Origin of the sequence: Paraburkholderia sp. IW21, assembly GCF_041321145.1 — a bacterium.
Taxonomy (GTDB): Bacteria; Pseudomonadota; Gammaproteobacteria; order Burkholderiales; family Burkholderiaceae; genus Paraburkholderia.
This window is the reverse complement of the sequence record NZ_JBGGWA010000003.1, coordinates 31360-55505: the sequence shown is the minus strand read 5'-3', so window position 1 is coordinate 55505 and position 24146 is coordinate 31360. Positions and strand designations below refer to the sequence as shown.

The window sequence follows — 24146 nt, the reverse complement described above, 5'->3', positions numbered from 1 at the left end:
TGCAATCAGCGTTTTCGCATCATCGCAGGGGGATCGCCGTGGCTGGAGTGTCCGAATCTGCGGAATCTGCGGAATCTGCAATTGGCAGTGTGTATGTCGACGCAGCGTATCTGGCGAAGCTCGAGTTTCATGCGCGCGGGCTCAGCTTTGTTGCGCCCGCACCGGTCAGGAGCGTGCTGTCCGGCAGCCATGCATCGCGGCTGCGCGGACGTGGACTTAATTTCGAAGAAATTCGCGCGTATCGGCCTGGCGACGATGTCCGTCATATCGACTGGAAGGTCTCGCAGCGCCTGGGCAAACCTCAGGTGCGCGCCTATACCGAAGAACGTGACAGGCCGCTGCTGGTCGTCGTCGATCAGCGCATGAGCATGTTCTTCGGGTCGCGCCGCGCGTTCAAGTCGGTGGTTGCCGCTGAAGTCGCCGCGCTCGCGGTGTGGATGGGGTTCAGCGCCGGCGACCGGGTCGGTGGCGTGCTGTTCGACGACAGCCGCGTGGTGCGGGTGCGGCCGCTGCGCAGCCGCACCCGGATCAAGGTGCTATTCGGCGCGCTGGCGGCGATGAACAACGCGCTGCACGCCGATAGCGAAGCGCGCACCGACTACGCTCAACTCGACGCGGCACTCGAAGGCGTGCTTCAACTGGCGGGCCACGACTATCTCATCTGCATCGTCAGCGATTTTGCCGGCGCGAGCGAACGCACGCGCCGGCTCTTGCGGCAACTGTCGGCGCACAACGACGTCGTCGCGGCGATGATCTTCGATCCCTTGTGGCAACAGATGCCCGAACACCGCGCGTTGGTGGTCAGCGAAGGGCATCTTCAGGTCGAACTGCGGATCGAGCAGGCGCGGGTGCGGGCGCCGCTGTCGAGCCTGTTCAGCGGCCGCACTGCCGAAGTCGCGGAATTGCTGCGTTCGAGCGGCGTGCCTCTGATGGCGCTGTCGACCGCGGAACCGGCGGTCGCACAAGTGCGGCGCCTGTTCGGTGAGCGTGCCCGGCCTGCCACGGGGAGCGGCCTATGAGCGGCGCGGTGCTTGTGCCGCCTGACTCGTCAGGGCAACTCCAGCCGTTGCAGGAACTGCCGTTGCCTGAAGCGGTGTCTTACGTGCCGCACACCATCGGTTGGGCTGTCGTCGGCGTCGTGCTGCTGGCGGTGGTCGTGCTGGCGATCCGGCTTGTCTGGCGCCGCCGCCGGATGCAGCGCTACCGGCGGGTCGCGCTCACGGAGCTCGCGGGCATCGAAGCCAGTCTTGCATCCGCGCAGGCGGATGGCGTGCAACGCGCGAACGCGCTTGCCGCCATACCGCGTCTGATCAAGCGGACTTCGCTCGCGGTTGTGCCGCGCGAGCAGATCGCGGCGCTCACCGGCGACGAATGGCTTGCATTTCTGCACCGCACGCGTGGCCGCTTCGACGCGAGAAGCGGGGCGCTGCTGGCGCTCGCGAGCTATGCGCCACCCGCCCAGGTCGCCGCTATTTCAGAGGATGACGCGGCGGCGCTCATCGGCCACACACGCGACTGGATCGCACATCATCATGTGGAAGTTTGATTTTCCGTGGATGTTCGTGCTGCTGCCGCTACCCCTGTTCGTGTGGTGGCTGGTGCCGGCTTATCGCACGAGAGCCTCCGCCGTGCGCGTCCCGTTCTTTCACGAAATGGCCCAGGCCGCCGGCGAAAAGCCGGCGCCCGGCGGCGTGCGGCTGCGCCGCAACTGGCTGCAACGCGTGCTGATGCCGCCGCTCTGGGTGCTGCTCGTGATCGCCGCCGCCAAGCCGGTCTACGTCGAGGCGCCGGTGGTGCGCGAAGAACCCGCGCGCGATCTGATGCTGGCCATCGACCTGTCCGGATCGATGGCCACGCGCGACTTCGTCAACGCCGCCGGCGAGCGGATGGACCGGCTGAGCGCAGTTAAACGGGTGGTGGCCGATTTCATCGCGAAGCGCAAAGGCGATCGCATCGGCCTTGTCGTGTTCGGCGATGCCGCCTATCCCCAGGCGCCGCTGACGCTCGATCATGATGCCGTGCAGGTGTTGCTCAACCAGATGCAGATCGGCATGGCGGGGCCGCGTACCGCCATCGGCGATGCGATCGGGCTGACCGTCAAGCTGATGGCGAGCTCGCCGGCGCAGGAGAAAGTGCTGATCCTGCTGACCGACGGCAACGATACCAGCAGCGCTATTCCGCCCGAGCGCGCAGCCGAAATCGCGAAAGACCACAAACTGGTGATCCATACCATCGGCATCGGCGATCCGGATGCGACCGGCGAAGACAAGGTCGATCTCGATGCGCTCGCGCGCATGTCCAGCATGACCGGGGGCCGGGCGTTTCGCGCTCTCGGGCGCCAGCAGGATCTCGTCGACATCTATGCCGCGCTCGATACCCTCACGCCCGAGAAAGTGAAGCGCGAAATCTACCGGCCGCAGCGCGACTTTTATTGGGTGCCGGCCGCGATAGCGGTCGCGATTTTTGCGCTCTATCACGTGCTCGCACTGCTGACCGCGGTGTTGCGCGCGCCGCGTCGCGAGCCGCCGCCGGCGCGCGCAAAGATCGCGGAGGCCGGTCATGGAAATTGATCTGACGGCCTTCCATTTTTTAAGGCCGGGATGGTTGCTGCTGCTGATTCCCGCGATTCTGTTGCCGCTTTTCTGGCTGCGCCGCCACAACGTGCGCGCGCGTTGGCGCAACGTCATCGATCCCGTGTTGCTGGAACATCTGATCGTCGGCGAGACGAAGCGCCGCGTGATTCAGCCGGTTCATACATTGGGGCTGCTGCTCGGCGTCGGCGCTCTCGCCGCCGCGGGGCCGACCTGGCAGCAGGAGCGCCCGCCGTTCAATCAGGACAAGGCGCCACTTGTCGTCGTGCTGGAACTCGCCCGCTCGATGGACGCGACCGATGTGGCGCCCACGCGGCTGGAGCGCGCCAAACAGAAGGTGCTCGACCTCGCGAGGGCGCGTAAAGGCGCGCGCACCGGACTGGTTGTGTTCGCCGCCACGGGACACCTCGTCGTGCCGCCCACCGAAGACCCGACCATGCTCGAACTCTATGCGCCGGCGCTTTCGCCCGCGTTGATGCCACGCGACGGCAAGAACGCCACCGCAGGCCTCGATGCGGCCGAGCGGCTTCTGGCCAACGATCCCGCCGCGGGCACGATTGTTTTCATGAGCGACGGCTTCGATACGAATCAGGCGGACGCGTTCGTACAAAAGGCCAGGGCGATCCGGCATCAACTGCTCTGGCTTGCGGTCGGCACGGAAAACGGTGGCCCGATACGCGGGCCCGACGGCATGATTGCCATGGACCCGGAAGGCCACCCGCTGATGGGCACCTTCGACGCCGACGCGATCCGCAAGGTTGCCAATGAAGCCGGCATTCCGCTCGCCAGCATGCGTGTGGATGACGACGACGTGGTGTGGGTCCAGCACCGTGCGCAGGCCTATCTCGCGCAAGTGGAAGAAGCGAAGATCGTGCCGCGCTGGAAAGAAACGGGCTACTGGCTCGTCATGCCGTTGCTGCTGCTGGCGCTATGGGGTTTCAGGCGGGGCTGGACCGTCAAGTGGCTACCTGTGGTGCTGATCTCGCTGGCCTTCGGCGCCGTTCCCCGTCACGCGCAAGCGGCCGAGTGGCGCTGGATCGATCTGTTCGCCACGCACGACCAGCAGGGCCGCTGGAATTTCGAGCACGGCAACTATAAGGCGGCTGCGCAACGCTTCGACGATCCGATGTGGAAGGGGCGCGCGCAATACCTCTCGGGTGACTATGCCGGCGCCCTCGAAAGCTTTTCGCGTCTGAAGACGGCGCCGGCGTATTTTTACATGGGCAATACACTGGCGCATCTCGACGATTACCCCGCTGCGATCAAGGCGTACGACAACGCGCTCCAGTTGCAGCCTGCCCTACGCGAGGCAGCCGCCAATCGTGCGTATCTGCAACGGCTGCTTGCGAAAGACCAGCATGACGACGCCGACCCGGAGGAGGATCCGCCCGATCAGGTACAGACCGACAAGAAGAAAGGGCGGGGCACCTCGGTTGTGATCGAAGGCGCGCCGCGACCGAGCGAAGAGGTCTGGATGCGCAATCTGAATACGTCGCCGGCGGTGTTTCTGCAACAGCGGTTTGAAGAGGAATCCGATGCAAAAGGAGCCGCAACACCATGACAGCGGTTTTCGTGCGGCTTCTGCTCATCGTGACGTGGCTCGGTTCGGCGAGTGCCGCGGCCTTCGCCGATCCCGCGCCTCAGACTAGGGTTCGCGCGCATCTCGAACCGGCCGGGCCGGTCGTCGCGGGCAGCGAGGTCAAGCTCGTCGTCGACCTGTTGACGACGACATGGTTTACCGAAGCGCCGAACTGGCCGCTGTTTACGGTTGCCGACGCGATTGTGAGCCTGCCTGACGAACAGGCGGACAACCTCTCGGAGGAGATCGACGGGGTGCACTGGTTCGGCGTGAGCCGGGCCTACCGCATTGCGCCTCAAGCGGGGAAGACGTATGACATCGCGCCGTTTGCGATCACCGTCTACCCGGGCGGTACGAACACGCCGGTGCAAGTCATGACGCCCGCATTGAAACTCGTGACGACCTTGCCGCCAGGCGCACAAGGCATGACTTCATTCTTTCCGACCTCCGGACTCACGGCCACGCAAAAAATCGAACCGCCGAAACAGCAGCTCCGCGTGGGCGATTCGATCACGCGCACGATTACACAAAGCGCCGCCGGCACCGAGTCGATGCTGATTCCGCCGGTGAGCCTAGGGGAGGTCGATGGCTTGAAGCGTTATGCGAGGCCGTCAACGACGCGCAACATCGTGCGGGACCGAGTTGGTCTGGTCGCGGGCGAACGGACCGACAGCGTGACCTATATCGCCGATCACAACGGCCGGTTCAAACTGCCGCCGGTCACGATCGAATGGTGGAACACGGCGACCCAAAAAAGAGAGACGATCGTGCTGCCGGGCGTGACGTTTTCCGCGGCCGCGGCGCACGAAAAGCCTCTCTTCGATATACCGGTCGATGCGATGAGCCAGGGCTTCCCACACAGAATCATCGTGATCCACAGCCGGCAGTTGATCGCCGGCTTTGCGATCGTGCTGGGCCTTATCGGGGTGGTGTGGGCGCGCGTGCGCATCGCAACGTTCTTGCGTCGCATGAGGATGGGCGCGAGCGAAGTACACAAGCGATACCTCGAAGGCGACGCCGTTGCGTGGCGCAGGCTTTGCGCGATTGCACGTCAAGGCGACTGGCGGCGAACCATTCCGGCTTTGTATCGCTGGATGGACAGAACCCGCGACTTCGGCCATCCGGCACGGCTGGCAAGCATTCCTCGCGCGGACGACGCCGGAGTCGCGGAACTGGTCGAGGCTGTGACCGCGCACTATGCCGGAACCGCCGCGCCCGACCTTCGCTGGGAGGATGCGGAAACCGCGCTGCGGCAGGCTGGGAAAAGGACAAGGTTGCAGCGGGAGGAAATGTGCCCGCTTCCGCCGCTCAATAATTATTGAACCGGTTCGACCCAATTCCGGCTGACGCGTACTAGTCAGCGGTTTCTTCGTCGTGGCGCTCACCCGTTAATTTCCGCTTCCTTTGAAGTGACGGCGGCCGTTCGGTCAAGCGAGCCGCTGCGTCCTTATCCGGAGACCCCGCGGCCGCGAACAGCCGTCGATATTCCGCCGGCGTCGTTTGCTTTGCGGCCCTGAACTGCCGATTGAAATTGGCGACGTTCGCGAAGCCCGAACGAGCAGCGATGACGGCAACGGGCAGCGAGGTGTCAGCCAGCATTCGGCACGCATGCCCGATGCGAACCCGGGCGATATACCGCCCAACGCTCTCACCGATATGTTGAACAAAGTAACGCGTGAGCGAGCGTTCCGACAGGCTGGCGGCCGCACAGAGTTCTGACAGCCGCAGCGGTTCGGCAAAGCGCGCGTCAATCATCGAAAGAACTCGGTTGATCCGTTCGGGCTCGTGGCCGGATGGGCCCGCGGCTCCCTGGTTGAAAGCAATCGGCGAGGCGAGGGGCTGGCCCGGCGCGTCGGCGAGCGTGCACAAAATATCGAGGGCGGCGCCAAGGCGGTCGCGTGCCCCGCTCGATAGCAATGGATCCAGGCGGCCGCGCACCGCTTTGCCGGCCGGCGGCTCGAAGGCCAGCCCGCATGCGGCCCTGCGTAACAGCTTGCGCAGCGGTTCATATTCGGGGCAGCAATCCGCCATACGCCGCGCCCAATCGCCGTCGAACCAGATAACGATGGCGACCTGCGGCGAGGATGGCTCGATGGAACGATTCGACGCCCAGGTGTGCGGGAGATCCGGCGGCACGAGAACGAGATCCTCAGCCACGTATTCGTTGACCGAGTCGCCGATGTAGCGCTTGCCATGACTGTTCATGGTCAGCGTTAGCTCGTACTCCGGATGGTGATGCCACTCGAACGGAATACGCGGGAGCCGGCGATGGTAAACCCGGACCGAACAGTCCTCACCGAACTCGACGTGTTCATAGGCGGGTTTCATGGCTGAAAACGCAAATAAATTGCCTGAATAGTATCACCAAGGTCCGCGTGCACGTCCTATCCTCGGGCATACGAGATCCCTACGGAGACAATCATGGCGTTGAAAATCGAAGATTTGCCGACGGCAATCCGGCAAGCAAAAAAGGCGTTGCGCGCGGCGTTGCCGAACTACCGGGAGGTTTTCGCCGAAGTCGAAGAAGCGATCAGCACTGAGGCGAAGCGAATCGCCGGGCAACGTGATCGTGGAGAAGACGTCATTCCCGAGATCCAGTTTTCCGACATCACCGAACAACGCGTCACCGCGGACCAAATTGCCGTCGTCAAGGCGCGCGGCGCATGCGTGATTCGGAATGTCTTCCCTCGCGCGCTGGTGCAGAGTTGGGACGAGGAGATTGCCGGCTATGTCGAGCGCAATGATCTCGACAAGCGCCTCGCGAACCGCGCCGAGGACAACTACTTTGGTCAGTTGGCGTCCAGCAAGCCGCAGATCTATGGTGTGTACTGGTCGAAGCCACAAGTGCTGGCCCGTCAGTCAGCTTCGTTGACTGCGGCGCGTGTGTTCCTGAACCGGCTGTGGCGCCATGAGAGCGAGGGCCGCCTGCACTTCGATCCGGAGCGCGTGCCTGTCTATGCCGATCGTCTGCGTCGCCGGCCGCCAGGCTCCGAATCGCTCGGCTTGTCGGCGCATTGCGACGGCGGGTCGGTCGAGCGCTGGATCGAAAGCAATTTCCGAAAGGTATACCGCCACGTGTTTGCTGGGAACTGGCGCGACTATGACGCGTTCGACGCGGCGTTCCGACCTGACGTGCAGGAGATAGCGTCGCCCGCCGTATGTTCGATGTTCCGCACTTTCCAGGGCTGGACTGCCCTGACGCCGCAAGGCCCGGGCGACGGCACGCTGCAACTCGTACCCATCGCCAATTCGATGGTGTACATCCTGCTGCGCGCGCTTCAGGACGATGTCGCAGAGGACGACCTGTGCGGTGCAATGCCCGGACGGGCGCTGTCGATCAAGCCGGAATTTCATGCGCCATTGTTCGAGGCGCTGTCGTCGATTCCCAAAATGGAAGCGGGCGACACCGTGTTCTGGCACAGCGATGTCATCCATGCGGTCGAAGACGAGCATCAGGGCGCGGGTTACAGCAATGTGATGTACATCGCCTCGGCGCCCGCGTGCGCCAAAAACGACGCTTATCTGAAGCGCCAGTTGCCGAGCTTCCTGAAGGGTGAAAGCCCGCCTGATTTCCCGGCTGATCATTTCGAAGTCGATTTCACCGGACGCGCGACGGCTGACGACCTGACACCGCTCGGCAAAGCGCAACTCGGGTTCGACCTGTAGATCCGCAAAGATGCCTGACCTGCTCGGGCGCTATCTCGCGGGTTCGTGTTGGGCCTGATTGCCGCCGCCTGCCCCCGCTCCCGTCAGGGCAAATTCTCGCGTAAGACGATACTGAACTGCACAGGTTTCACATCGCTCATTGCGTCGCGTTTTTCCCGGACGTTGCGGAAAATGCGCAGACAGTTGCCGACCATTGCCTGCGGTGTCTGCGTAATCAGCGCATCCATCGTCCCGTCGATCAGCAAGGCTCGGGTATCGGGCGTCAATCCATGCCCGACAAACAGGATCTTCTGTTCGGAGCGCGCTTCGACAATCGCGCGTGCCACACCATCCGAGCCGCCGCCGCTGTTATAGATTCCAGCGAGATCCGGATGTTGCTCCAGCAGCTTCCGGGTCTGCTCATAATTGCGCTCGCTGTCGTCGTGCCCTTCACGGAGTCCGATGACGCGTACCTGCGGAAACGTGGATTCGATCAGATGGAGAAAACCGATTTCGCGTTCCTCATGTCCGCGATAGTTCAGGCTGCCCGCGAGCATCGCAATCTTTCCGCTTGGCCGCGGTCCCATGAAGCGCCCCAGCAGCAACGCGGCGGTCCGTCCGGCAGAACGATTGTCGATGCCCACATAAGCGAGCCGCCGCGCATTCGATAAATCCGAAATCAGCGTGATGGCCGGTACACCCTGGTCCGCAAGCGCATTCACCGCATCGCGCACCACAGGATGTTCGAGCGCCATGAAGACTACGCCGTCCGCACGCTGCCCGTAATGCAGCAGACGATCGGCGAGTTCTTTCGGGTTAAAACTCTCGACGTAATGGACGCGGCATTTCATGTCCAACGCGTTCCACTGATCGTGCGCGAAGTCGATATAGTCGCCGAGCATGTGCAAATAGCGATTGGTGCCGGCAGGCAGCAGAAACGCAATGCGCATCGGCTTTGAAGCAGACGCTGCCGGCGCCTCCGGCGTCAGCAGATAGCCGAGCTGCGCCGCCGCCTGAAGGACACGGTGCGCGGTGACGGCGCGCACCCCTTCGCGGCCGTTGAGTACGCGATCCACCGTGGCGGTGGAGACGCCGGCGGCGCGCGCAATGTCGGGAATGCGCGCCCGTGCAGCGGCGGGGAGGAAAACCGGATCGGACATACAAGCCCTTCGCAGAGTGGAAGTCCATCAAAAACCATCAAGCTCGCGGTTTGACGTAGGGACTGCGCACGCCTAGTCTTGCAGCTATTGCACTGCGACTCAACACCTGGCGAATGGAAAGCAGGGCTGGTCAGCGTGCGATGATGGTTTTTGATGGATTGAACAGTCACATCAATTATAAGCAAGGAGACACTCAAATGACCAATCTCGCGAGACGCACGTTGCTGCGTGCCGCTGCCGCCGTGCCCGTAGCCAGCGCGCTGGGCTTTCCGGCGATCGTGCGCGCGGCGTCCGGCCCGGAGTTCGTGTTCAAGTACGGCAACAACCTGCCGCTGACGCATCCGCTGAACGTGCGCTCGCAGGAGGCGGCAAATCAGATCAAAGAGGCGTCGAAAGGGCGCATGGAGATCCGGATATTCCCGAACAACCAGTTGGGCGGCGACACCGACATGCTCGCGCAAGTGCGCAGCGGCGGCATCGAAATGTTCACGCCCTCGGCGCTGGTGGTCTCGACGCTCGCGCCGTCTGTGGCGATCAATGCGGTCGGCTTTGCCTTCAGCGACTACAACCAGGTGTGGAGCGCGATGGACGGCAAGCTCGGCGCCTACGTGCGCGCCGCGATGCAGAAGGCCGGGCTCGAATCGTTCGAAAAGATGTGGGACAACGGCTTTCGTCAGACGACCACCAGCACCGGCCCGATCACGAGCGCGCAGACCATGCGCGGACTGAAGATCCGTGTGCCGGTGAGTCCGCTCAGCATCGACATGTTCAAAGGCCTCGGTGCCTCACCCACCAGCCTGCAATTCAGCGAAGTCTATTCGTCGCTGCAAACGCATATCGTCGATGCCCAGGAAAATCCGCTGCCGATCGTGCAGGTCGCGAAACTCTACGAAGTGCAGAAGTACTGTTCGCTGACCAGCCACATGTGGGATGGCTACTGGTTCGTGTTGAACCCACGCGCGTGGCAACGCTTGCCGAAGGACTTGCAAGGCATCGCCAGCGACGCATTCAATCAAAGCGCGCTGAAGCAACGCGACGACGTCCGCAAGCTCAACGACGCGGCCGTTGCCGATCTGCAGAGCAAGGGCCTCGCGATCAACCGGCCGGCACCGGACACGTTTCGCGCAGCGCTGCGTCAAGCGGGCTTCTACGCCGAATGGAAGAGCAAGTTCGGCACGCAGGCGTGGGATCTGCTCGAACAATCGGTCGGCAAGCTGGCGTGACTGTAGGCCGTGAACCGAACTCCGACCGTGCAGCGCACCGGTGAGCATGAGACGAAACGCGGCGAGCGGCCGCGAGGGGGCATCCGCATGTCGAATCACGCATTGAATCCTGCAGAGGCGGCCGTTGCATTGCACGCGGCGAGCACGCCGCGCCGCTGGCTGAGAACCTTTGATCGCGGCCTGATTGCGCTTGTCGAGGTGGGTGCGGCGGCGCTGCTCGCGGTGGAGATCGTCGTGATGCTGGCGGGCGTGATCTGCCGCTACGTGCTGCACCAGCCGCTAGTGTGGTCGGACGAACTCGCCGGGATTCTGTTCTTGTGGCTCGCCATGCTCGGCGCCGTGCTCGCGTTGCGGCGCGGCGAACACATGCGGATGACGGCGCTCGTCAGCCGTCTTTCGCCGCAGCGGCGCGCATTCGTCGATACATTGGCGATTGCCGCATCGATCGCATTGCTCGGACTGTTGATCGGACCCGCCTACGACTATGCGTCCAGCGAGGCGGCGATCGTCACGCCCGCGCTGGAGATCAGCGATGCATGGCGCGCACTCGCGTTGCCGATCGGCGCCGCACTCATGCTGCTGGTCGGTCTGATCCGTCTCGCGCAGGTGAGCCGCATGCGCGATGTGCTCATCGTGCTGGTGATCGCCGCGGTGCTGGGGGCGGCGGCCGTGTTCGCGGGTCCGTGGTTGCAGACGCTCGGCAAGACCAACCTTGTGATCTTCTTCGTCGGCGTGGTGGCGATCGGTATTTTTTCGGGCGTGCCGATCGGCTTTTCTTTCGCGCTCGCCACGTTCGGCTATCTCGGCCTCTCGACTTTCACGCCGCTCGAAGTGGTGGTCGGCCGCATGGACGAGGGGATGTCCCATCTGGTGTTGCTGGCGGTCCCGCTGTTCGTATTCCTCGGCTTGCTGATCGAAATGACCGGCATGGCGCGCGCAATGGTCGAGTTTCTCGCGAGTCTCGTCGGTCACGTGCATGGCGGTTTGTCGTTCGTGCTGATCGGCACGATGTATCTGGTGTCGGGCATCTCCGGTTCGAAAGTTGCGGACATGGCGGCGATCGCACCGGTGCTGTTCCCGGAAATGAAAAAACGCGGCGCGTCTGAAGGCGATCTCGTCGCGCTGCTCGCCACTACGGGCGCGCAAAGCGAAACCATCCCGCCCAGCATCGTGCTGATCACGATCGGTTCGGTGACCGGCCTGTCGATCTCCGCGCTCTTCACGGCCGGGATGCTGCCGGGCGCCGTGCTCGCGTTGATTCTGTGCGTGGTGGTGGGGTGGCGCTACCGCAAGGAAGACCTGAGCGGCGCGCAGCGTTTCAGCAAGCGGCAGATCGGGCGTCTGTTCATCGTGTCGCTGCCCGCGCTCGCGTTGCCGTTCGTGATCAGGATGGCGGTGGTCGAAGGCGTGGCGACAGCGACTGAGGTGTCGACCATCGGCATTGCGTATTCGGCGGTGATCGGGCTGCTGATCTACCGCCGGTTTGAATGGAAGCGCCTTGGCCGCATGCTGGTGGATGCGGCGACCTTGTCGGGCGCGATCCTGTTCATCATCGGCTGCGCGACGGCCATGGCGTGGGCGTTGACGCAATCCGGCTTCTCGCAGGACCTCGCGCAATTGATGGGCGCGATGCCCGGCGGCGCGTATGGTTTTCTTGCGGTGTCGATCGTCGTGTTCGTGATGCTCGGCAGCGTGCTTGAAGGGATTCCCGCCATCGTGCTGTTCGGACCGCTGCTGTTTCCGATCGCGCGGCTCGCGGGCGTCAATGAAGTGCACTACGCGATTGTCGTGATCCTGTCGATGGGCGTCGGTCTGTTCTCGCCGCCGTTCGGCGTCGGCTACTACTCGGCGTGTGCGATCAGCAAGGTCAATCCCGATGCGGGCATTCGTCCGATCGTCGGCTACATGGGCGCCTTGATTGTCGGCCTGATCCTGGTCGCGGCGATTCCCTGGATTTCGATCGGGTTTCTTTAAGGTCTCTTTTTAGTCTCTTTTTTTATTCTCTTTACAGGTTCGACCTTCGGGCGCTGCGTTCTCGCCGCGCCGGGGCGTCGCTCGCCTTTTAAAACTGGCAGCATCGGGAGAGTTTCATGAGTCGTTTCTTTGGCGAGATCCGTCAGGCCGGGTACGTAGTGCGCGATATCGAGGCCGCAATGGACTACTGGAGCCGTGTGCTCGGCGTAGGCCCCTGGTTCTACAACGAACGCGTGCCGATCGAGAACTACACCTATCGCGGGCAATCGTACGACGTGCATAACTCGGTTGCCCTGGCGAACTCGGGATCGCTGCAGATAGAACTGATCCAGACGCGTAACGATGCGCCCTCGATGTATCGCGACTTTCTTGCCGCGGGCAATACCGGCTTGCAACACAACGCGTATTGGACCACCTCGTTCGACGCGGACCTTGCCCGTTTGCAGGAGCAGGGTTTCAACGTGGCGATGAGCGGTGAAGTAGGACGCAACGGGCGCTTCGTCTATTTCGACACTGAGAATCATCCGGGCACGGTGATCGAGTTGTCGGAAATCGCCGGGCCGAAAGGCAAACTGTTCGACATGATCTATGCAGCGTCGCGCGATTGGAACGGTCGCGAGCCGGTACGCCGGTTTCCCGATCTGAGTGCGCTATGAGCGCGACGCCGCAACGGCCGTGCGTCAACGACGATCGTCTCGAAGCCGACTATCTGATCGAGACACCGCTCGATCCCGCGCGCGTCGCCGACGTGATGGCAGGCGAGCAGTCGAGCGGCACCTTTGTGCGGGTTGCCAACGAGTCCGATACGCTGCGCGCGCGCAGCCGCGCGAGCGTGCTGCGCATCGAGGAACTCGAGCCCGCCGCCCAGCCGAGCTTGCCGAGCGCATGGCTGGCGCGTCAGGGCACGACGGGACCGTGGCGGCGCGCGCGCGTGACGCTGTCGTTTCCGCTTGCCAACATCGGCGCGAATCTGCCGACACTTGCCGCGACCGTCGCCGGCAATCTGTACGACCTCGGCGAAGTCACTGGCATGCGGCTGTTGTCGCTGCGCTTGCCGGCGTCATATCGTGCGCGCTTCGAATTGCCGCGTCATGGCGTAGCCGGTACGCGGGCACTGACGCAAGTCGCGGGCAGGCCGATGATCGGCACCATCATCAAGCCGAATGTCGGCTTGACTGTCCCGGAAACAGCGGCACTCGTGCGCGAGTTGTGCGAAGCGGGCGTCGATTTCATCAAGGATGACGAAGTGTGCGCGAATCCCGTGCATGCGCCGCTCGCCGAACGCGTGCGGGCAGTGATGTCGGAAGTGCGCAGCTACCGCGAACGCAGCGGCCGCCCCGTGATGGTCGCGTTCAATATCACCGACGATCTCGACGCCATGCGCCGTCACGCGCACATGGTCGAGCAGGAAGGCGGCAGCTGCGTGATGGCGAGCATCAACTGGTGCGGCTTCTCCGCGATCCAGTCGCTGCGCCGCGCGACGCCGCTCGTGCTGCACGCGCATCGCAACGGCTACGGGATGATGTCGCGTGATCCGGCGCTCGGCATGTCGTTCCAGGCGTATCAGACGCTTTGGCGGTTGACCGGTGTCGATCACATGCACGTGCACGGCCTCGCCGGTAAATTCGCACAGAGCGACGCCGAGGTGATCGAGTCGGCGCGCGATTGCGCGATGCCGCTTGCGTCCGGTTGCGACGACGCCGTGCTGCCGGCGTTTTCGTCAGGGCAGTGGGCCGGCACCGCGCCAGCCACATTCGATGCGGTGCGCTCCACCGACTTGCTGTTCATGTCAGGCGGCGGCATTCTCGCGCATCCGGACGGCCCCGCGGCGGGCGTCACGAGCGTTCGCCAGGCATGGACCGCGGTGCAGGAACATACGCCGCTGCCAGCGTACGCCGAGCACATGCCGGAACTGCGGCGCGCGCTGGAATTTTTCGGCGGCCGCACGTGAGCCGCGTTGGGGACGTCAATTTCATGGCCGACGTAAGCGATATGGGCGACACGAACGAGTCGAACGACAGGCGCGGCGACGGCCCGAAATACGCCTTTTACGGCGACGACTTTACAGGCGCCACCGACACGCTCGCCCATCTCGCCCGCGCTGGCCTGCGTACCATGCTGTTCCTTGACCCGCCGAACGCCGCGCGTCTTTCAACGCTGGGCAGGCTCGACGCGCTCGGCGTGGCAGGCGCCGCGCGGACGATGCCGCCGCCCGAGCAGCAGCTCGAAGTCGCTCGCGTCGGTGCTGCATTTGCCGCGCTTGGCGTGCGCGTGATGCATTACAAAGTGTGCTCGACTTTCGATAGCGCACCGCAGAGCGGCAGCATCGGCGTGGCGATTCGCACCTTGAAGGCGTTTTGCGCGAATCCGCTCGTGGCCGTGGTTGGCGGTCAGCCTAATTTGCGGCGCTATTGCGTGTTCGGCGCACTCTTCGCGGCAGCTGGCGCGGACGATCATCATCAATCGATCTACCGGATCGACCGTCATCCGACGATGAGCCGCCATCCCGTGACGCCGATGAACGAAGCGGACTTGCGTGTACATCTGCGGCGCCAGGGGTTGGAAAACGTGCAATCGATCGATTGGCGCTGCTTTGCAGCCGGCGAGGCCGCCTTGGAAATCGAGGTGCAGCGCCGGCTCGAGTCGAAACCCGACGCGTTGCTGTTCGACGTACTCGACGACTCGCACCTGAGGGCGATAGGCCAGGTGATCGCACGTCATGCCGCGGCATCAGCGCCACTGCTTGCGGTCGGTGCGAGCAGCGTGGCGCAGGCCTATGCCCTGGCGCGTGATGATTCCGCTGACCACGCAGCCGTGCCTAAGTCCGCGCTGCTGGCCCGCGCGCGTGGTCCCGTGTTCGTGCTGGCCGGCAGTCTTTCGCCCTTGACCGCAGTGCAGATCGCAGCCGCGCATTCCTATCTGCGGGTGGAATTGGACCCTCTGCAAATGACTGGCGATTCTGCGTCGGACTATCTGGCAACGCGCGTTGCAGCGATTGCAGGGCCGTTGCGTGACGGACGCAACGTGCTCGCCTTTACAACGCGCCGCGCGACAAACGCAGCAGGCAGCGCGGGCGTGGGCGGCGCGTTGCCGCAACTCGCGCACGGCTGCGCCGCGCTGCTGCAACAAGTGGTCAGTACCGTGAGATTGCAACGCATCGGCATCGCGGGCGGCGATACCTCGAGCTTCGCCGTGCGGGCGCTCGGCGCATGGGGCTTGTCCTATCTCGCGCCGTTATCGGCGGGCGTCACTCTGTGCCGTCTCCACGCCGATCGCACTGAGCTGGACGGCATGGAGATCATGCTCAAAGGCGGGCAGATGGGCGATGCCGATCTGTTCGAGCAGCTTCTCGGCTGGTCATGACGCCGGGCCGTCGCCATGGCTTTTGTGCTGCGACGCCATCCGCACCTGCTGGGCGGGGGGCACCGGATCGTAGTGGCTGAGCTGGATGCTGTAGTGGCCGTGCCCGCCGGCGATAGCGTTCAGACGCGACTGATAGTCGTTGAGTTCGGACAATGGCACCTGCCCCGCAACGACGACGGCGTTGCCGGCGGCCATGCGTGTGCCATGGAGCTGCCCGCGCTTGGCGGACAGGTCGCCGATGATGTCACCCATCGCGGCTTCCGGCGTCATCACCTCGATGTCCACGATAGGTTCGAGCAGGATGGGCTGGGCTTTCAGCACGGCATCGATGAAGGCCTTGCGCCCGGCGGAGACGAATGCCACTTCCTTGGAGTCGACGGAGTGGCTCTTGCCGTCGAAGACGGTGACGCGTACGTCCTGCATCGGGAAGCCGGCAAGCGGCCCGCTGTCGATGACCTGCAGGATGCCTTTTTCCACGGCGGGCATGAACTGGCCGGGGATGGCGCCGCCCTTGACGGCGTCGACGAACTCGAAACCGGTGCCTCGCGGCAGGGGTTCCACGCGCAGCATCACTTCGCCGAATTGGCCGGCGCCCCCGGTTTGCTTCTTGTGGCGATAATGCCCCTCAGCCTTGGCGCCAATGGTTTCCCGATAGGCGATCTTTGGTGGCCGCGTCACGACCTCGAGCTTGTACTGCTCGGATAGCCGCTCCAGCATAAGGCGCAGATGCAACTCGCCCAGACCTCGCACGACCGTCTCGTTGGTGCCGACCGGGTGTTCGATGCGCAGGCACGGATCCTCCGCACTCAGCTTTTGCAGAATCTCCCAAAGTCGCTGCTCGTTGCCGCGGCGCGCCGGCTCGATCGCCAAACCATAGACGGGCGTGGGGAAGTCGAGCGGGGTCAGGTGGATATTGCCGTCCTCGGGGGCGTCATGCAGCACGGCATCGAACCCGATCTCGTCGATCTTGGCCGTGGCGCAGATATCGCCTGGACCGGCTTGCGGGACATCCACGTGCTCCTTCCCCTGCAGCATCATCAGATGGGCGACTCTGAATGGCTGGCGAGCGTCACCGATATAGAGCTGGCTATCGCGCTTGACCGTGCCCTGATGGATGCGGAACACGGCCATCTTGCCGATGTAAGGGTCCATGACGATCTTGAAGACGTGGGCCAATACGTGCTTGTCGGCGACCGGTTCGGCGCGCATGACTTCGTGGCGGCCGCCGGCATCGCGGTAGAAGAGCGGCGGATTTCCTTCCATGGGATTGGGCAGGAGCCGGACGAACACGTCGAGCAATTCCGCGATGCCGGCGCCGTTGGCCGCTGACGTGAAGCAGATCGGCACCAGATGACCTTCGCGCAGCGCCCGCTCGAAGGGCTCGTGCAATTGCTCCGGGCTGATGGCCTCGCCTTGCTCCAGGTAAAGCTCCATCAAGGCGGAGTCGATCTCGACCACTTGATCGACTAGCGCATTGTGCACGGCCGCAACAGACAGGAAATCGGCGTCGCCGGCAGGGTTGAAAAAGCAATCCACCACCTGGCGGCCGCGCTGCGCCGGCAGGTTGATGGGCAGACATCCCATGCCGAAGGTCTCCTGAATTTGCGTCAGAAGCCCCGGAAGATCGACCTTTTCGCCATCGATACCGTTCACGATGATCATTCTGCAGAGCTTGCGTTCCTGCGCCCACGTCATCATGCGCCGGGTGGTCATTTCGATGCCGGTCTGTGCGTTGATGACGATAGCGGCAGTCTCCACAGCGGGCAGGGCGCTGATCGACAGTCCGGAAAAGTCCGGATAGCCGGGCGTATCCAGAAGATAGATGCGTGTTTCCCGGTAGTGCAGGTGGACGATCGCGGCGTTCAGCGAGTGGTGATATTTGCGCTCGAGCAGGTCGAAATCGCAGACCGTCGTGCCGCGCTCCACGCTGCCGGGCGCGTGTAACGCGCCGCCCTGGTGCAGCAGCGCTTCGACCAGCGAGGTCTTGCCGCACCCGGCATGTCCGACCAGGGCGATGGTACGGATGGAATCGGGGCTGTAACGCATGGTCGCCCTCGTCCGGTAGTGGATGTGGGACCATTATTGGCGAAAACGGACCCGTGTGCCATACGCGGGAATCGTCTCATTCGTCGCCACGCGCGCGCAGTCAACGTGCTGCCGCCAGCATGTTTTTCACACCGGCGCGAAAGCGAACTATCCTTAAGGAGTCTTGCGCAATAATCTCCCGTTTCCTTCCACCGGAGGTGCGTCATGTCAATGTCTGCCACTCTCCAAGACTGCCTGCGCAGCAAGGGTTGCCAGTACGAAATCGTGCATCATCCGTATAGCCATTCCAGTGTCGAAACCGCGGCGGCAGCGCATATTCCCGGCGACCGCCTCGCCAAGACAGTGCTTCTTGAAGACGAGCATGGGTACGTGGCGGCTGTGCTGCCATCGACCTACGCCGTGCGGCTGTCCGAGCTTTGGGCACAGACCGGACGCCAGCTCCGGCTGGCCAAAGAGGTCGATCTGCGCGAACTGTTCAAGGACTGCGACGCGGGAGCGCTTCCGCCGGTTTGTACAGCCTATGGCATGCGAACCTATCTCGACGAGAGCCTCGCCCAGCAGCCGGACGTCTATTTCGAGGCCGGCGATCATGAAGAGCTGATTCACATGGGCTCGCGTCAATTCCTGGATCTGATGGACCGAGCCGAGCGGACTCGCTTTGCCCGGCGCATGCAGGGTATGCCAACCTGAGCGGTGCTCGCCTGGTGCGGCAAGGATTGCGCAGTGCGGCATAAAGGGCACTGCGCCACCCAACCTTTGTGCGAGACGGATCATGCAAAGCGGCGATACGGTCTTGAAGCAGGTGATGGCAGTCTTCGAACGCGAATCACACCTGAAGCTTCACAATCATCCCATTCATATGAGTTTCGACGGCAGTGCCTTGATCGTGGCAGGCGAGGTGCCGGATATCGCATCCAAGAAACGTCTTCTTCAGTTGACCCGGATGCACAGCGAGGGGCAGCGTCTGGTCGACCAACTGCGAGTCACCGTCAACCCGCCGGTCGGCGATGGCGAGTTGCGCACGCGTATCGGCGAGCGGCTGGCGCAGGCGGCGGAGTTCCGCAACTGCGTGATTTGTGCGCGCGTCAAGGGTCAACTCGAAGTGCTGCGCGGCACCATGGATCAGGCGGGCAATGACGGCAGCGGCGTCGTTGAAGTGACGGTCGAGGACGGCGTGGCGACCTTGACGGGGCAAGTGATCAGCTTGTCTCACAGGCGCTTGGCGAGTGTGACTGCCTGGTGGGTCGGCGGCTGCCGCGACGTGGTGAACCTGCTGGAGGTGGTGGCCGTCGAAGCGGACGGCGACGATGAAATTTCCGAGGCCTTACACCTGGTGCTCGAAGCCGATCTGCGTGTGCGCGCCGAGCAGATCACCATCAATGTGAAAAACCACAGGATCACGTTAGCGGGTTGGGTGGCGAGCGAAGCCGAAAGACGGCAGGCGGAACAGGACGCCTGGTGTCTGGATGCTATCGGGGGCGTCGTCAATCGCATTCAGGTGCGGGCTTGATCTGACTGCAACAGCATCTGCGGCGAACCAGGCTTTTACGAAGCTCACGGCGACAGCGAGTTAATAGTCGATGTCGCTGACGCCTGCCTTGGCCAGCCTCATTGACCCGCTAGACACTGTCAATCGGTCCTCGCAACCCAGTGACGGGCCGCTCTTTCGTTACGGCGCTGCCGCCCAGATATGCGGCGCGGACGCGGCTATCCTGCGCCAGTTCCCCAGCCGGGCCGGCGAGCGCAACGCGGCCGCTTTCGAGCACGTAAGCCCGATGAGCGATGCGCAGCGCCTGGCGTACGTTCTGCTCGACGAGGAGGATCGATGTGCCTTCGTTGCAGATATTGGCAATCATGTCGAAAATCACGCGGACCAGCTTTGGCGCCAGCCCCATGGACGGTTCGTCCAGCACGACGAGGCGGGGCTGCAGCATCAAAGCGCGGGCGATCGCCAGCATCTGTTGTTCGCCGCCACTGAGCGTCCCGGCCAACTGGCTACGCCGCTCACCAAGCCGCGGGAAGGTCTGGTAGACCCTGGCCATTCTCTGTTCCAGCGCGGCGCTGTCGCGCCGGATCAGATAGCCGCCGAGCCGCAGATTTTCTTCGACTGTCAGCGCCCCGAACATGCGGCGGCCCTCCGGCACGTGACCGAGACCAAGCGCCACGATCTGGTGGGCCCGCAATCCGGTGAGCGGCTGCCCGGCCATCATGATCTGTCCCGCACGTGGGCGAATCAGGCCGGAAATGGCCCGTAGCGTGGTGGTCTTGCCCGCCCCGTTACTGCCGAGCAATGCCACGATCTCACCCTCCGCGACGTCCAGCGATATGCCATGCAGAACCTCTACGTTCCCATAGTTAACATGTAGATCGCGAATTTCTAGGAGTCCCACAGCGATGTCTCCCCGCCGGCATCGTCGGCCGCTTCGTCTATCCCTTCCGTGCCGAGATAGGCGTCGATCACACGCGGGTCGGCCTGGATCTCGGCTGGCGGACCCTCCGCGATGATGATGCCGTGGTCCATGACGATGATCCGGTCCGACACGCCCATCACCAGCATCATGTCGTGTTCGATCAGCAGCACAGTCACGCCAAGATGCCGGATACGCCGTATCAACTCCATGAGCGCGTGCTTCTCGGTCGGGTTCATCCCCGCTGCCGGCTCGTCCAGCAGTACCAGATGTGGGTTGCTGGCGAGTGCGCGGGCAATCTCCAGCCGACGTTGATCGCCATAGGGCAGGTCGGCCGCGCGTTCGCCCGCCCGCGCCCCGAGACCAACGAAACCGAGCCAGCGCAGGCCTTCTGCTGCGTGATCCGCCGCCTCGGCACGAGCAGAGGGCAGCGCCAGCAGTTCGGCGACGAGCAGCGTCCGGAGCCGATGATCCATTCCGACCAGCACGTTCTCGAAGGCAGTCATGTTGGTAAACAGGCGGATGCCCTGAAAGGTGCGCGCCATCCCGCTATGGACGATGCGATGCGGCGCCCCGCCGGCCAGCGAAGTCCCGCGCCAGAGAACCTGACCGCCGGTCGGACGGATCACGCCAGTGAGGCAGTTGAAGACCGTGGTCTTGCCGGCACCATTGGGGCCGATAAGGCTGAGGATTTCACCGCCGCGCACCGTGAAGCTGATACCGCCGACCGCCTGTACGCCGCCGAAGCGGCGCTGCATATTGCGCACCTCGAGAAGATTTTCATGGGTGACAGTTTCCCGGAGCGCGACCGTATCATCGCCGCCGGCATCCTTGCCCGGTGGCGCCACGCGGCGCAGCGGGGCCGGCCACAGCCCTTGCGGCCGAAGCAGCATCAGGATCACGAGCCCGATTGCGAAGGCGAAGATGCGCCAAAGGTTGAGGAACCGCAGCATCTCGGGCAGGCCCGCCACGATGACGGCCCCGAGGATCACGCCAGGAATGCTCCCTCGACCGCCGAGCACGACGATGATCAGGATCGTGACGGACTGCAGATAGGTGAAGCCGGTCGGGTCGATGGTCCCAAAGCGCGCGGCGAACAGGCTGCCGCCAAAACCCCCGATCAAGGCGCCCATGACGTAGGCAAGCAGTTTGACGCGCAGCGTCGGCACGCCTACAGCCTCGGCGGCCGCCTCGTCCTCACGGATGCTGGTCCAGGCGCGGCCGAGGCGCGATTGGCCGAGCCGGAGCGCAAACACGAGCACCACAGCGAGGAACGCGATGCCCAGTTCGTAGACCGCACGCGGTGAACTGATTTCATAGCCGAACAGGCTTGGGCTGGCAATGCCGTAGATGCCGTTCGGGCCGCCCGTGATGCGGAGATTGGTGGCAACGATGCGGGTGATCTCACCGAACCCTAGCGTGACGATCGCCAGATAGTCGCTGCGCAGGCGAAGGGTCGGGTAGCCGATAACGATGCCCGAAGCCGCCGCAAACGCAAGGCTGAACGGCAGCGTTTCCCAGAACGAGAAGTGCAACAGCGTTTCCAGCAGCGCTGTCGTGTATGCGCCGATTGCAAAGAAGGCCGCATAGCCCAGATCCAGCAACCCGGCATAACCCACCACGATGTTCAGCCCAAGGCCCAGGATCGAATAGGTGGCGATGGTCAGGCCGACATCGACGATATAGTTGCTCGCGATAGCAGGCAGCGCCGCGGCGGCGGCAAGAAGAACGATGCCGACCGGACGAGACCACCGCGATGACGCCTGCATCGTGCTCATAGGCTACATTCTCTCAACGACGCGTTCGCCGAACAACCCGGTCGGTTTGATCACGAGTACACCGATCAGCACGCCGAACACGAACACATCGGTCCACCGCGAGGAGACATAGCCGGCGCCGAAGGCCTCGAGCAGTCCAATCAGAATGCCGCCGGCCATCGCGCCCGGAATGTTGCCGATGCCACCGAGTACCGCGGCGGTGAAGGCACGCAGACCCAGGACGAAGCCCATGAAGAAATTGATCTGCGTGTAGTAGAGCCCCTCCATGACCCCGGCCACCGCGGCCAGCGCCGAACCGAGGAAGAAGGTTAGCTGGATCAGCCGCTCGACATCGATACCCATCAGACGCGCCGCGTCCTGATCGATCGCCAGCGCGCGCATCGCGGTGCCGACGAATGTGCGGTGAACGAAGAAATACAGCGCGAGCATCAGCCCAAGGCTCGCCGCGATAATGCCGATCTGTGTGAAGGTGACCTGCACGCCCTGGAGATCGAACCCTGCCTGGCTGAGCACGTGGGGATAGGTGTCGAAACCGGCGCCGTAGATCAGCAGCACACCGTTCTCCAGCGCCAGGGAAACACCGAGCGCCGTGATCAGAATCGACAACCGCGGTGCGCGCAGCAACGGCTGATAGGCGAGGCGCTCGATAGCGAGGCCCAGTGCGCCTGTGACTGCCATCGAGGCCACCAGGGCAATCAGCAGCGCCAGGGCGAGCGGCAGGTGCGCTGCAGCAAGCACGGTCAAGCCGGTCCAGCCGATGAACGCACCGACCATGAACAAGTCGCCGTGAGCGAAGTTGATCAGCCGGATGATCCCGTAGACCATCGTGTAGCCGAGGGCGACGAGGGCATAGAACGAGCCGATCGTCAGCCCTTCGACGACGAACTGGAAGAAGGTGCTCATGGCCGGGCGCGGCGCGCGACAGAGCCTACTTCATCGCCACCCAGTGTCCGCTTGCATCGAGCCGCTGGTAGGGCGTGAAATTGCCGCCGCGCACGATAATGACGATATACACCGCGTTGCTCCGGTCACCTTTCGGATTGAAGCTGATCGTCCCGGTGACGCCCTGGTAGCCCGAGATCTTGTGCAGGGCAGCACTGATCGCCGCGGGCTCCGTCGATTTGGCGTTCGCGATCGCTTTTGCGGTGACCCCGACGGCATCGTATTCGTAGACCGAATAGGGGCCGGGCCCTTGCCCGTACGCCTTCGTATAGTCATCGACATAGCCGTGCGCGGCGCTCAGGAACTGCGCCAGCGGCGCCGTGGTGATGACCATGTCGTCGGCGGCGGGGCCGGCTGTTTTCATCAGGGTGGGGTCGTTGGTCGCGTCGCCGCCCATGAGCGTCATCTTCAGGCCCAGTTGCCGCGCCTCCTTCACCATCAGGCCCGCTTCGGCGAAATAGCCGGTGTAGTAAATGACGTCCGGCTTCAGTGAGGCGACATGAGTCAGCGTCGGCGAGTAGTCCATCTGGCCGGGCGTGATCGCATCGTCGTAGACGACATCGACGCCGTTTTTCTTCAGGGCTTCCACCGTGTTGTCAGCGAGACCCTTGGAATAGGTCGTGTTGTCGTTGATGACCGCTGCGCGTTTCGCGTGCAGGAAGTTCTTGATGAAACTGGCTGCAAACGGACCTTGCTCGTCGTCACGGCCGATCGTGCGGAACACGTTCTCGTAGCCCATCTCGGTCAGTTTGGGATTGGTCGACGCGTCCATCACATAGGGAATGCCGACACGGTGAAATGTCGTCAATTCCGGCAGCGCTGCGCTGGAGCAGTAGCCGCCGGCCACCGCGACCACGCCCGCATCAACAAGTTTCTGCGCCGCCTGCACGGCTGTCTGCGCGTCGCAGGCGTCGTCTTCCGGCACCAGCTCGATCTGCTTGCCGAGCACGCCGCCAGCCGCATTGATCCTGGCGGCGGCAAGCTTGGCGCCGTTGACGATGTCTGTGCCAGCATTGGCAGAACTGCCCGACAGAGGCACGGGCACGCCGATTTTGATGGTGGCGCTCTGGCTTTGCGCCGAACCGGGGGCCATGCCGGCGAGCACGGCTAGCGCGGCCATTGCCGCGACTGTCGTTTGCCGCAAGACGCTCGCTGCGGCGGGCGTGCCATTCTTCCGAGCAATCATGGTGGTGACTCCTTATTTTTGAAAGGGATCGAAGCGATCCGTCACATGCTTGTACCGGCGACATCAGAAAACGGACGTTCGCGTGCAACGCATAGCCCGTTAGATCAGTAGCTTGCGGATCGGGCTCATCGCGGCGTCGTTACAAAAGTGCTCCTTTCATGATAGGTCTCGCCGCACATTGGACGGGTATCCGCGTAGAAACCACCCTTCAAAAGCGTCGACGGCACTATATTTGAAGGACGGGCAGGGGA

General features: G+C 63.4%; 20 protein-coding genes. 13 read left to right on the top strand and 7 right to left on the bottom strand.

Annotated elements, in window-relative coordinates:
* Positions 1 to 89 precede the first annotated feature (89 nt).
* From ACAX43_RS07545 to ACAX43_RS07525, 5 genes are read left to right on the top strand one after another with little or no spacing between them, the layout of a single operon-like run.
* A complete protein-coding gene (locus ACAX43_RS07545; protein WP_370707794.1) occupies positions 90 to 1019 on the top strand; it encodes a DUF58 domain-containing protein in 930 nt (309 codons plus the stop codon).
* Positions 1016 to 1546 (top strand): DUF4381 domain-containing protein, encoded by a 531-nt coding sequence (locus tag ACAX43_RS07540; RefSeq protein WP_370707793.1) that lies wholly within the window; start codon positions 1016 to 1018, stop codon positions 1544 to 1546. The genes ACAX43_RS07545 and ACAX43_RS07540 overlap by 4 nt, the downstream gene beginning before the upstream one ends.
* Positions 1533 to 2570, top strand: a complete 1038-nt coding sequence (locus tag ACAX43_RS07535; protein ID WP_370707792.1) for a VWA domain-containing protein — start codon at positions 1533 to 1535, stop codon at positions 2568 to 2570. Before ACAX43_RS07540 ends, ACAX43_RS07535 begins: the two co-directional genes overlap by 14 nt.
* Positions 2560 to 4152 carry a VWA domain-containing protein gene (locus ACAX43_RS07530; RefSeq protein WP_370707791.1) on the top strand — a complete coding sequence of 531 codons (1593 nt, stop codon included), beginning with the start codon at positions 2560 to 2562 and terminating at the stop codon, positions 4150 to 4152. The genes ACAX43_RS07535 and ACAX43_RS07530 overlap by 11 nt, the downstream gene beginning before the upstream one ends.
* Positions 4149 to 5492, top strand: coding sequence for a BatD family protein (locus tag ACAX43_RS07525; RefSeq protein ID WP_370707790.1), 1344 nt, complete (start codon positions 4149 to 4151; stop codon positions 5490 to 5492). The genes ACAX43_RS07530 and ACAX43_RS07525 overlap by 4 nt, the downstream gene beginning before the upstream one ends.
* A 31-nt stretch (positions 5493 to 5523) precedes the next feature.
* Here the strand turns inward: ACAX43_RS07525 and ACAX43_RS07520 are convergent, their stop codons facing one another.
* Positions 5524 to 6498: a helix-turn-helix domain-containing protein gene (locus ACAX43_RS07520; RefSeq protein WP_370707789.1), complete on the bottom strand. Its 975-nt coding sequence runs from the start codon at positions 6496 to 6498 to the stop codon at positions 5524 to 5526.
* Between the two features lie 93 nt (positions 6499 to 6591).
* Between ACAX43_RS07520 and ACAX43_RS07515 the strand changes: the two genes are divergently transcribed.
* The gene (locus ACAX43_RS07515; protein ID WP_370707788.1) at positions 6592 to 7836 is read left to right on the top strand and encodes a DUF1479 domain-containing protein; all 1245 of its coding nucleotides are present in this window, start codon (positions 6592 to 6594) and stop codon (positions 7834 to 7836) included.
* 83 nt (positions 7837 to 7919) lie between these two features.
* Here the strand turns inward: ACAX43_RS07515 and ACAX43_RS07510 are convergent, their stop codons facing one another.
* Positions 7920 to 8975 (bottom strand): LacI family DNA-binding transcriptional regulator, encoded by a 1056-nt coding sequence (locus ACAX43_RS07510; RefSeq protein WP_370707787.1) that lies wholly within the window; start codon positions 8973 to 8975, stop codon positions 7920 to 7922.
* A gap of 197 nt (positions 8976 to 9172) precedes the next feature.
* Here ACAX43_RS07510 and ACAX43_RS07505 point away from each other — a divergent pair, with 197 nt between their 5' ends.
* From ACAX43_RS07505 to ACAX43_RS07485, 5 genes are all read left to right on the top strand, one after another.
* Positions 9173 to 10198 carry a TRAP transporter substrate-binding protein gene (locus tag ACAX43_RS07505; RefSeq protein ID WP_370707786.1) on the top strand — a complete coding sequence of 342 codons (1026 nt, stop codon included), beginning with the start codon at positions 9173 to 9175 and terminating at the stop codon, positions 10196 to 10198.
* A gap of 87 nt (positions 10199 to 10285) precedes the next feature.
* Positions 10286 to 12172: a TRAP transporter large permease subunit gene (locus ACAX43_RS07500; RefSeq protein ID WP_370708299.1), complete on the top strand. Its 1887-nt coding sequence runs from the start codon at positions 10286 to 10288 to the stop codon at positions 12170 to 12172.
* Positions 12173 to 12288: 116 nt separating this feature from the next.
* Positions 12289 to 12828, top strand: a complete 540-nt coding sequence (locus tag ACAX43_RS07495; protein ID WP_370707785.1) for a VOC family protein — start codon at positions 12289 to 12291, stop codon at positions 12826 to 12828.
* A complete protein-coding gene (locus tag ACAX43_RS07490; protein ID WP_370707784.1) occupies positions 12825 to 14123 on the top strand; it encodes a ribulose-bisphosphate carboxylase large subunit family protein in 1299 nt (432 codons plus the stop codon). The genes ACAX43_RS07495 and ACAX43_RS07490 overlap by 4 nt, the downstream gene beginning before the upstream one ends.
* 41 nt (positions 14124 to 14164) lie before the next feature.
* Positions 14165 to 15535, top strand: coding sequence for a four-carbon acid sugar kinase family protein (locus ACAX43_RS07485; RefSeq protein ID WP_370708298.1), 1371 nt, complete (start codon positions 14165 to 14167; stop codon positions 15533 to 15535).
* On the opposite strand, the gene fusA is transcribed toward ACAX43_RS07485, so the two are convergent.
* The gene (gene fusA, locus ACAX43_RS07480; RefSeq protein ID WP_370707783.1) at positions 15530 to 17581 is read right to left on the bottom strand and encodes an elongation factor G; all 2052 of its coding nucleotides are present in this window, start codon (positions 17579 to 17581) and stop codon (positions 15530 to 15532) included. The genes ACAX43_RS07485 and fusA overlap by 6 nt on opposite strands.
* A 204-nt stretch (positions 17582 to 17785) precedes the next feature.
* Here fusA and ACAX43_RS07475 point away from each other — a divergent pair, with 204 nt between their 5' ends.
* Complete coding sequence (locus ACAX43_RS07475) at positions 17786 to 18271, top strand: aminoacyl-tRNA deacylase (protein WP_370707782.1); 486 nt, start codon at positions 17786 to 17788, stop codon at positions 18269 to 18271.
* An 82-nt stretch (positions 18272 to 18353) separates the two neighbouring features.
* Positions 18354 to 19091 (top strand): BON domain-containing protein, encoded by a 738-nt coding sequence (locus tag ACAX43_RS07470; RefSeq protein WP_370707781.1) that lies wholly within the window; start codon positions 18354 to 18356, stop codon positions 19089 to 19091.
* A gap of 109 nt (positions 19092 to 19200) precedes the next feature.
* Here ACAX43_RS07470 and ACAX43_RS07465 read toward each other — a convergent pair whose 3' ends face one another.
* Genes ACAX43_RS07465 through ACAX43_RS07450 form a run of 4 tightly spaced genes read right to left on the bottom strand, consistent with a single transcriptional unit; the run spans position 19201 to position 23829 of the window.
* Positions 19201 to 19971 carry an ABC transporter ATP-binding protein gene (locus ACAX43_RS07465; RefSeq protein WP_370707780.1) on the bottom strand — a complete coding sequence of 257 codons (771 nt, stop codon included), beginning with the start codon at positions 19969 to 19971 and terminating at the stop codon, positions 19201 to 19203.
* Positions 19959 to 21767 carry an ATP-binding cassette domain-containing protein gene (locus tag ACAX43_RS07460; RefSeq protein WP_370707779.1) on the bottom strand — a complete coding sequence of 603 codons (1809 nt, stop codon included), beginning with the start codon at positions 21765 to 21767 and terminating at the stop codon, positions 19959 to 19961. The genes ACAX43_RS07465 and ACAX43_RS07460 overlap by 13 nt, the downstream gene beginning before the upstream one ends.
* A gap of 3 nt (positions 21768 to 21770) precedes the next feature.
* On the bottom strand, positions 21771 to 22670 hold the full coding sequence (locus tag ACAX43_RS07455; protein WP_370707778.1) for a branched-chain amino acid ABC transporter permease: 900 nt from the start codon (positions 22668 to 22670) through the stop codon (positions 21771 to 21773).
* Between the two features lie 25 nt (positions 22671 to 22695).
* Entirely contained in the window at positions 22696 to 23829 is a 1134-nt protein-coding gene (locus ACAX43_RS07450; RefSeq protein WP_370707777.1) for a branched-chain amino acid ABC transporter substrate-binding protein, read from the bottom strand.
* Positions 23830 to 24146: the final 317 nt, after the last annotated feature.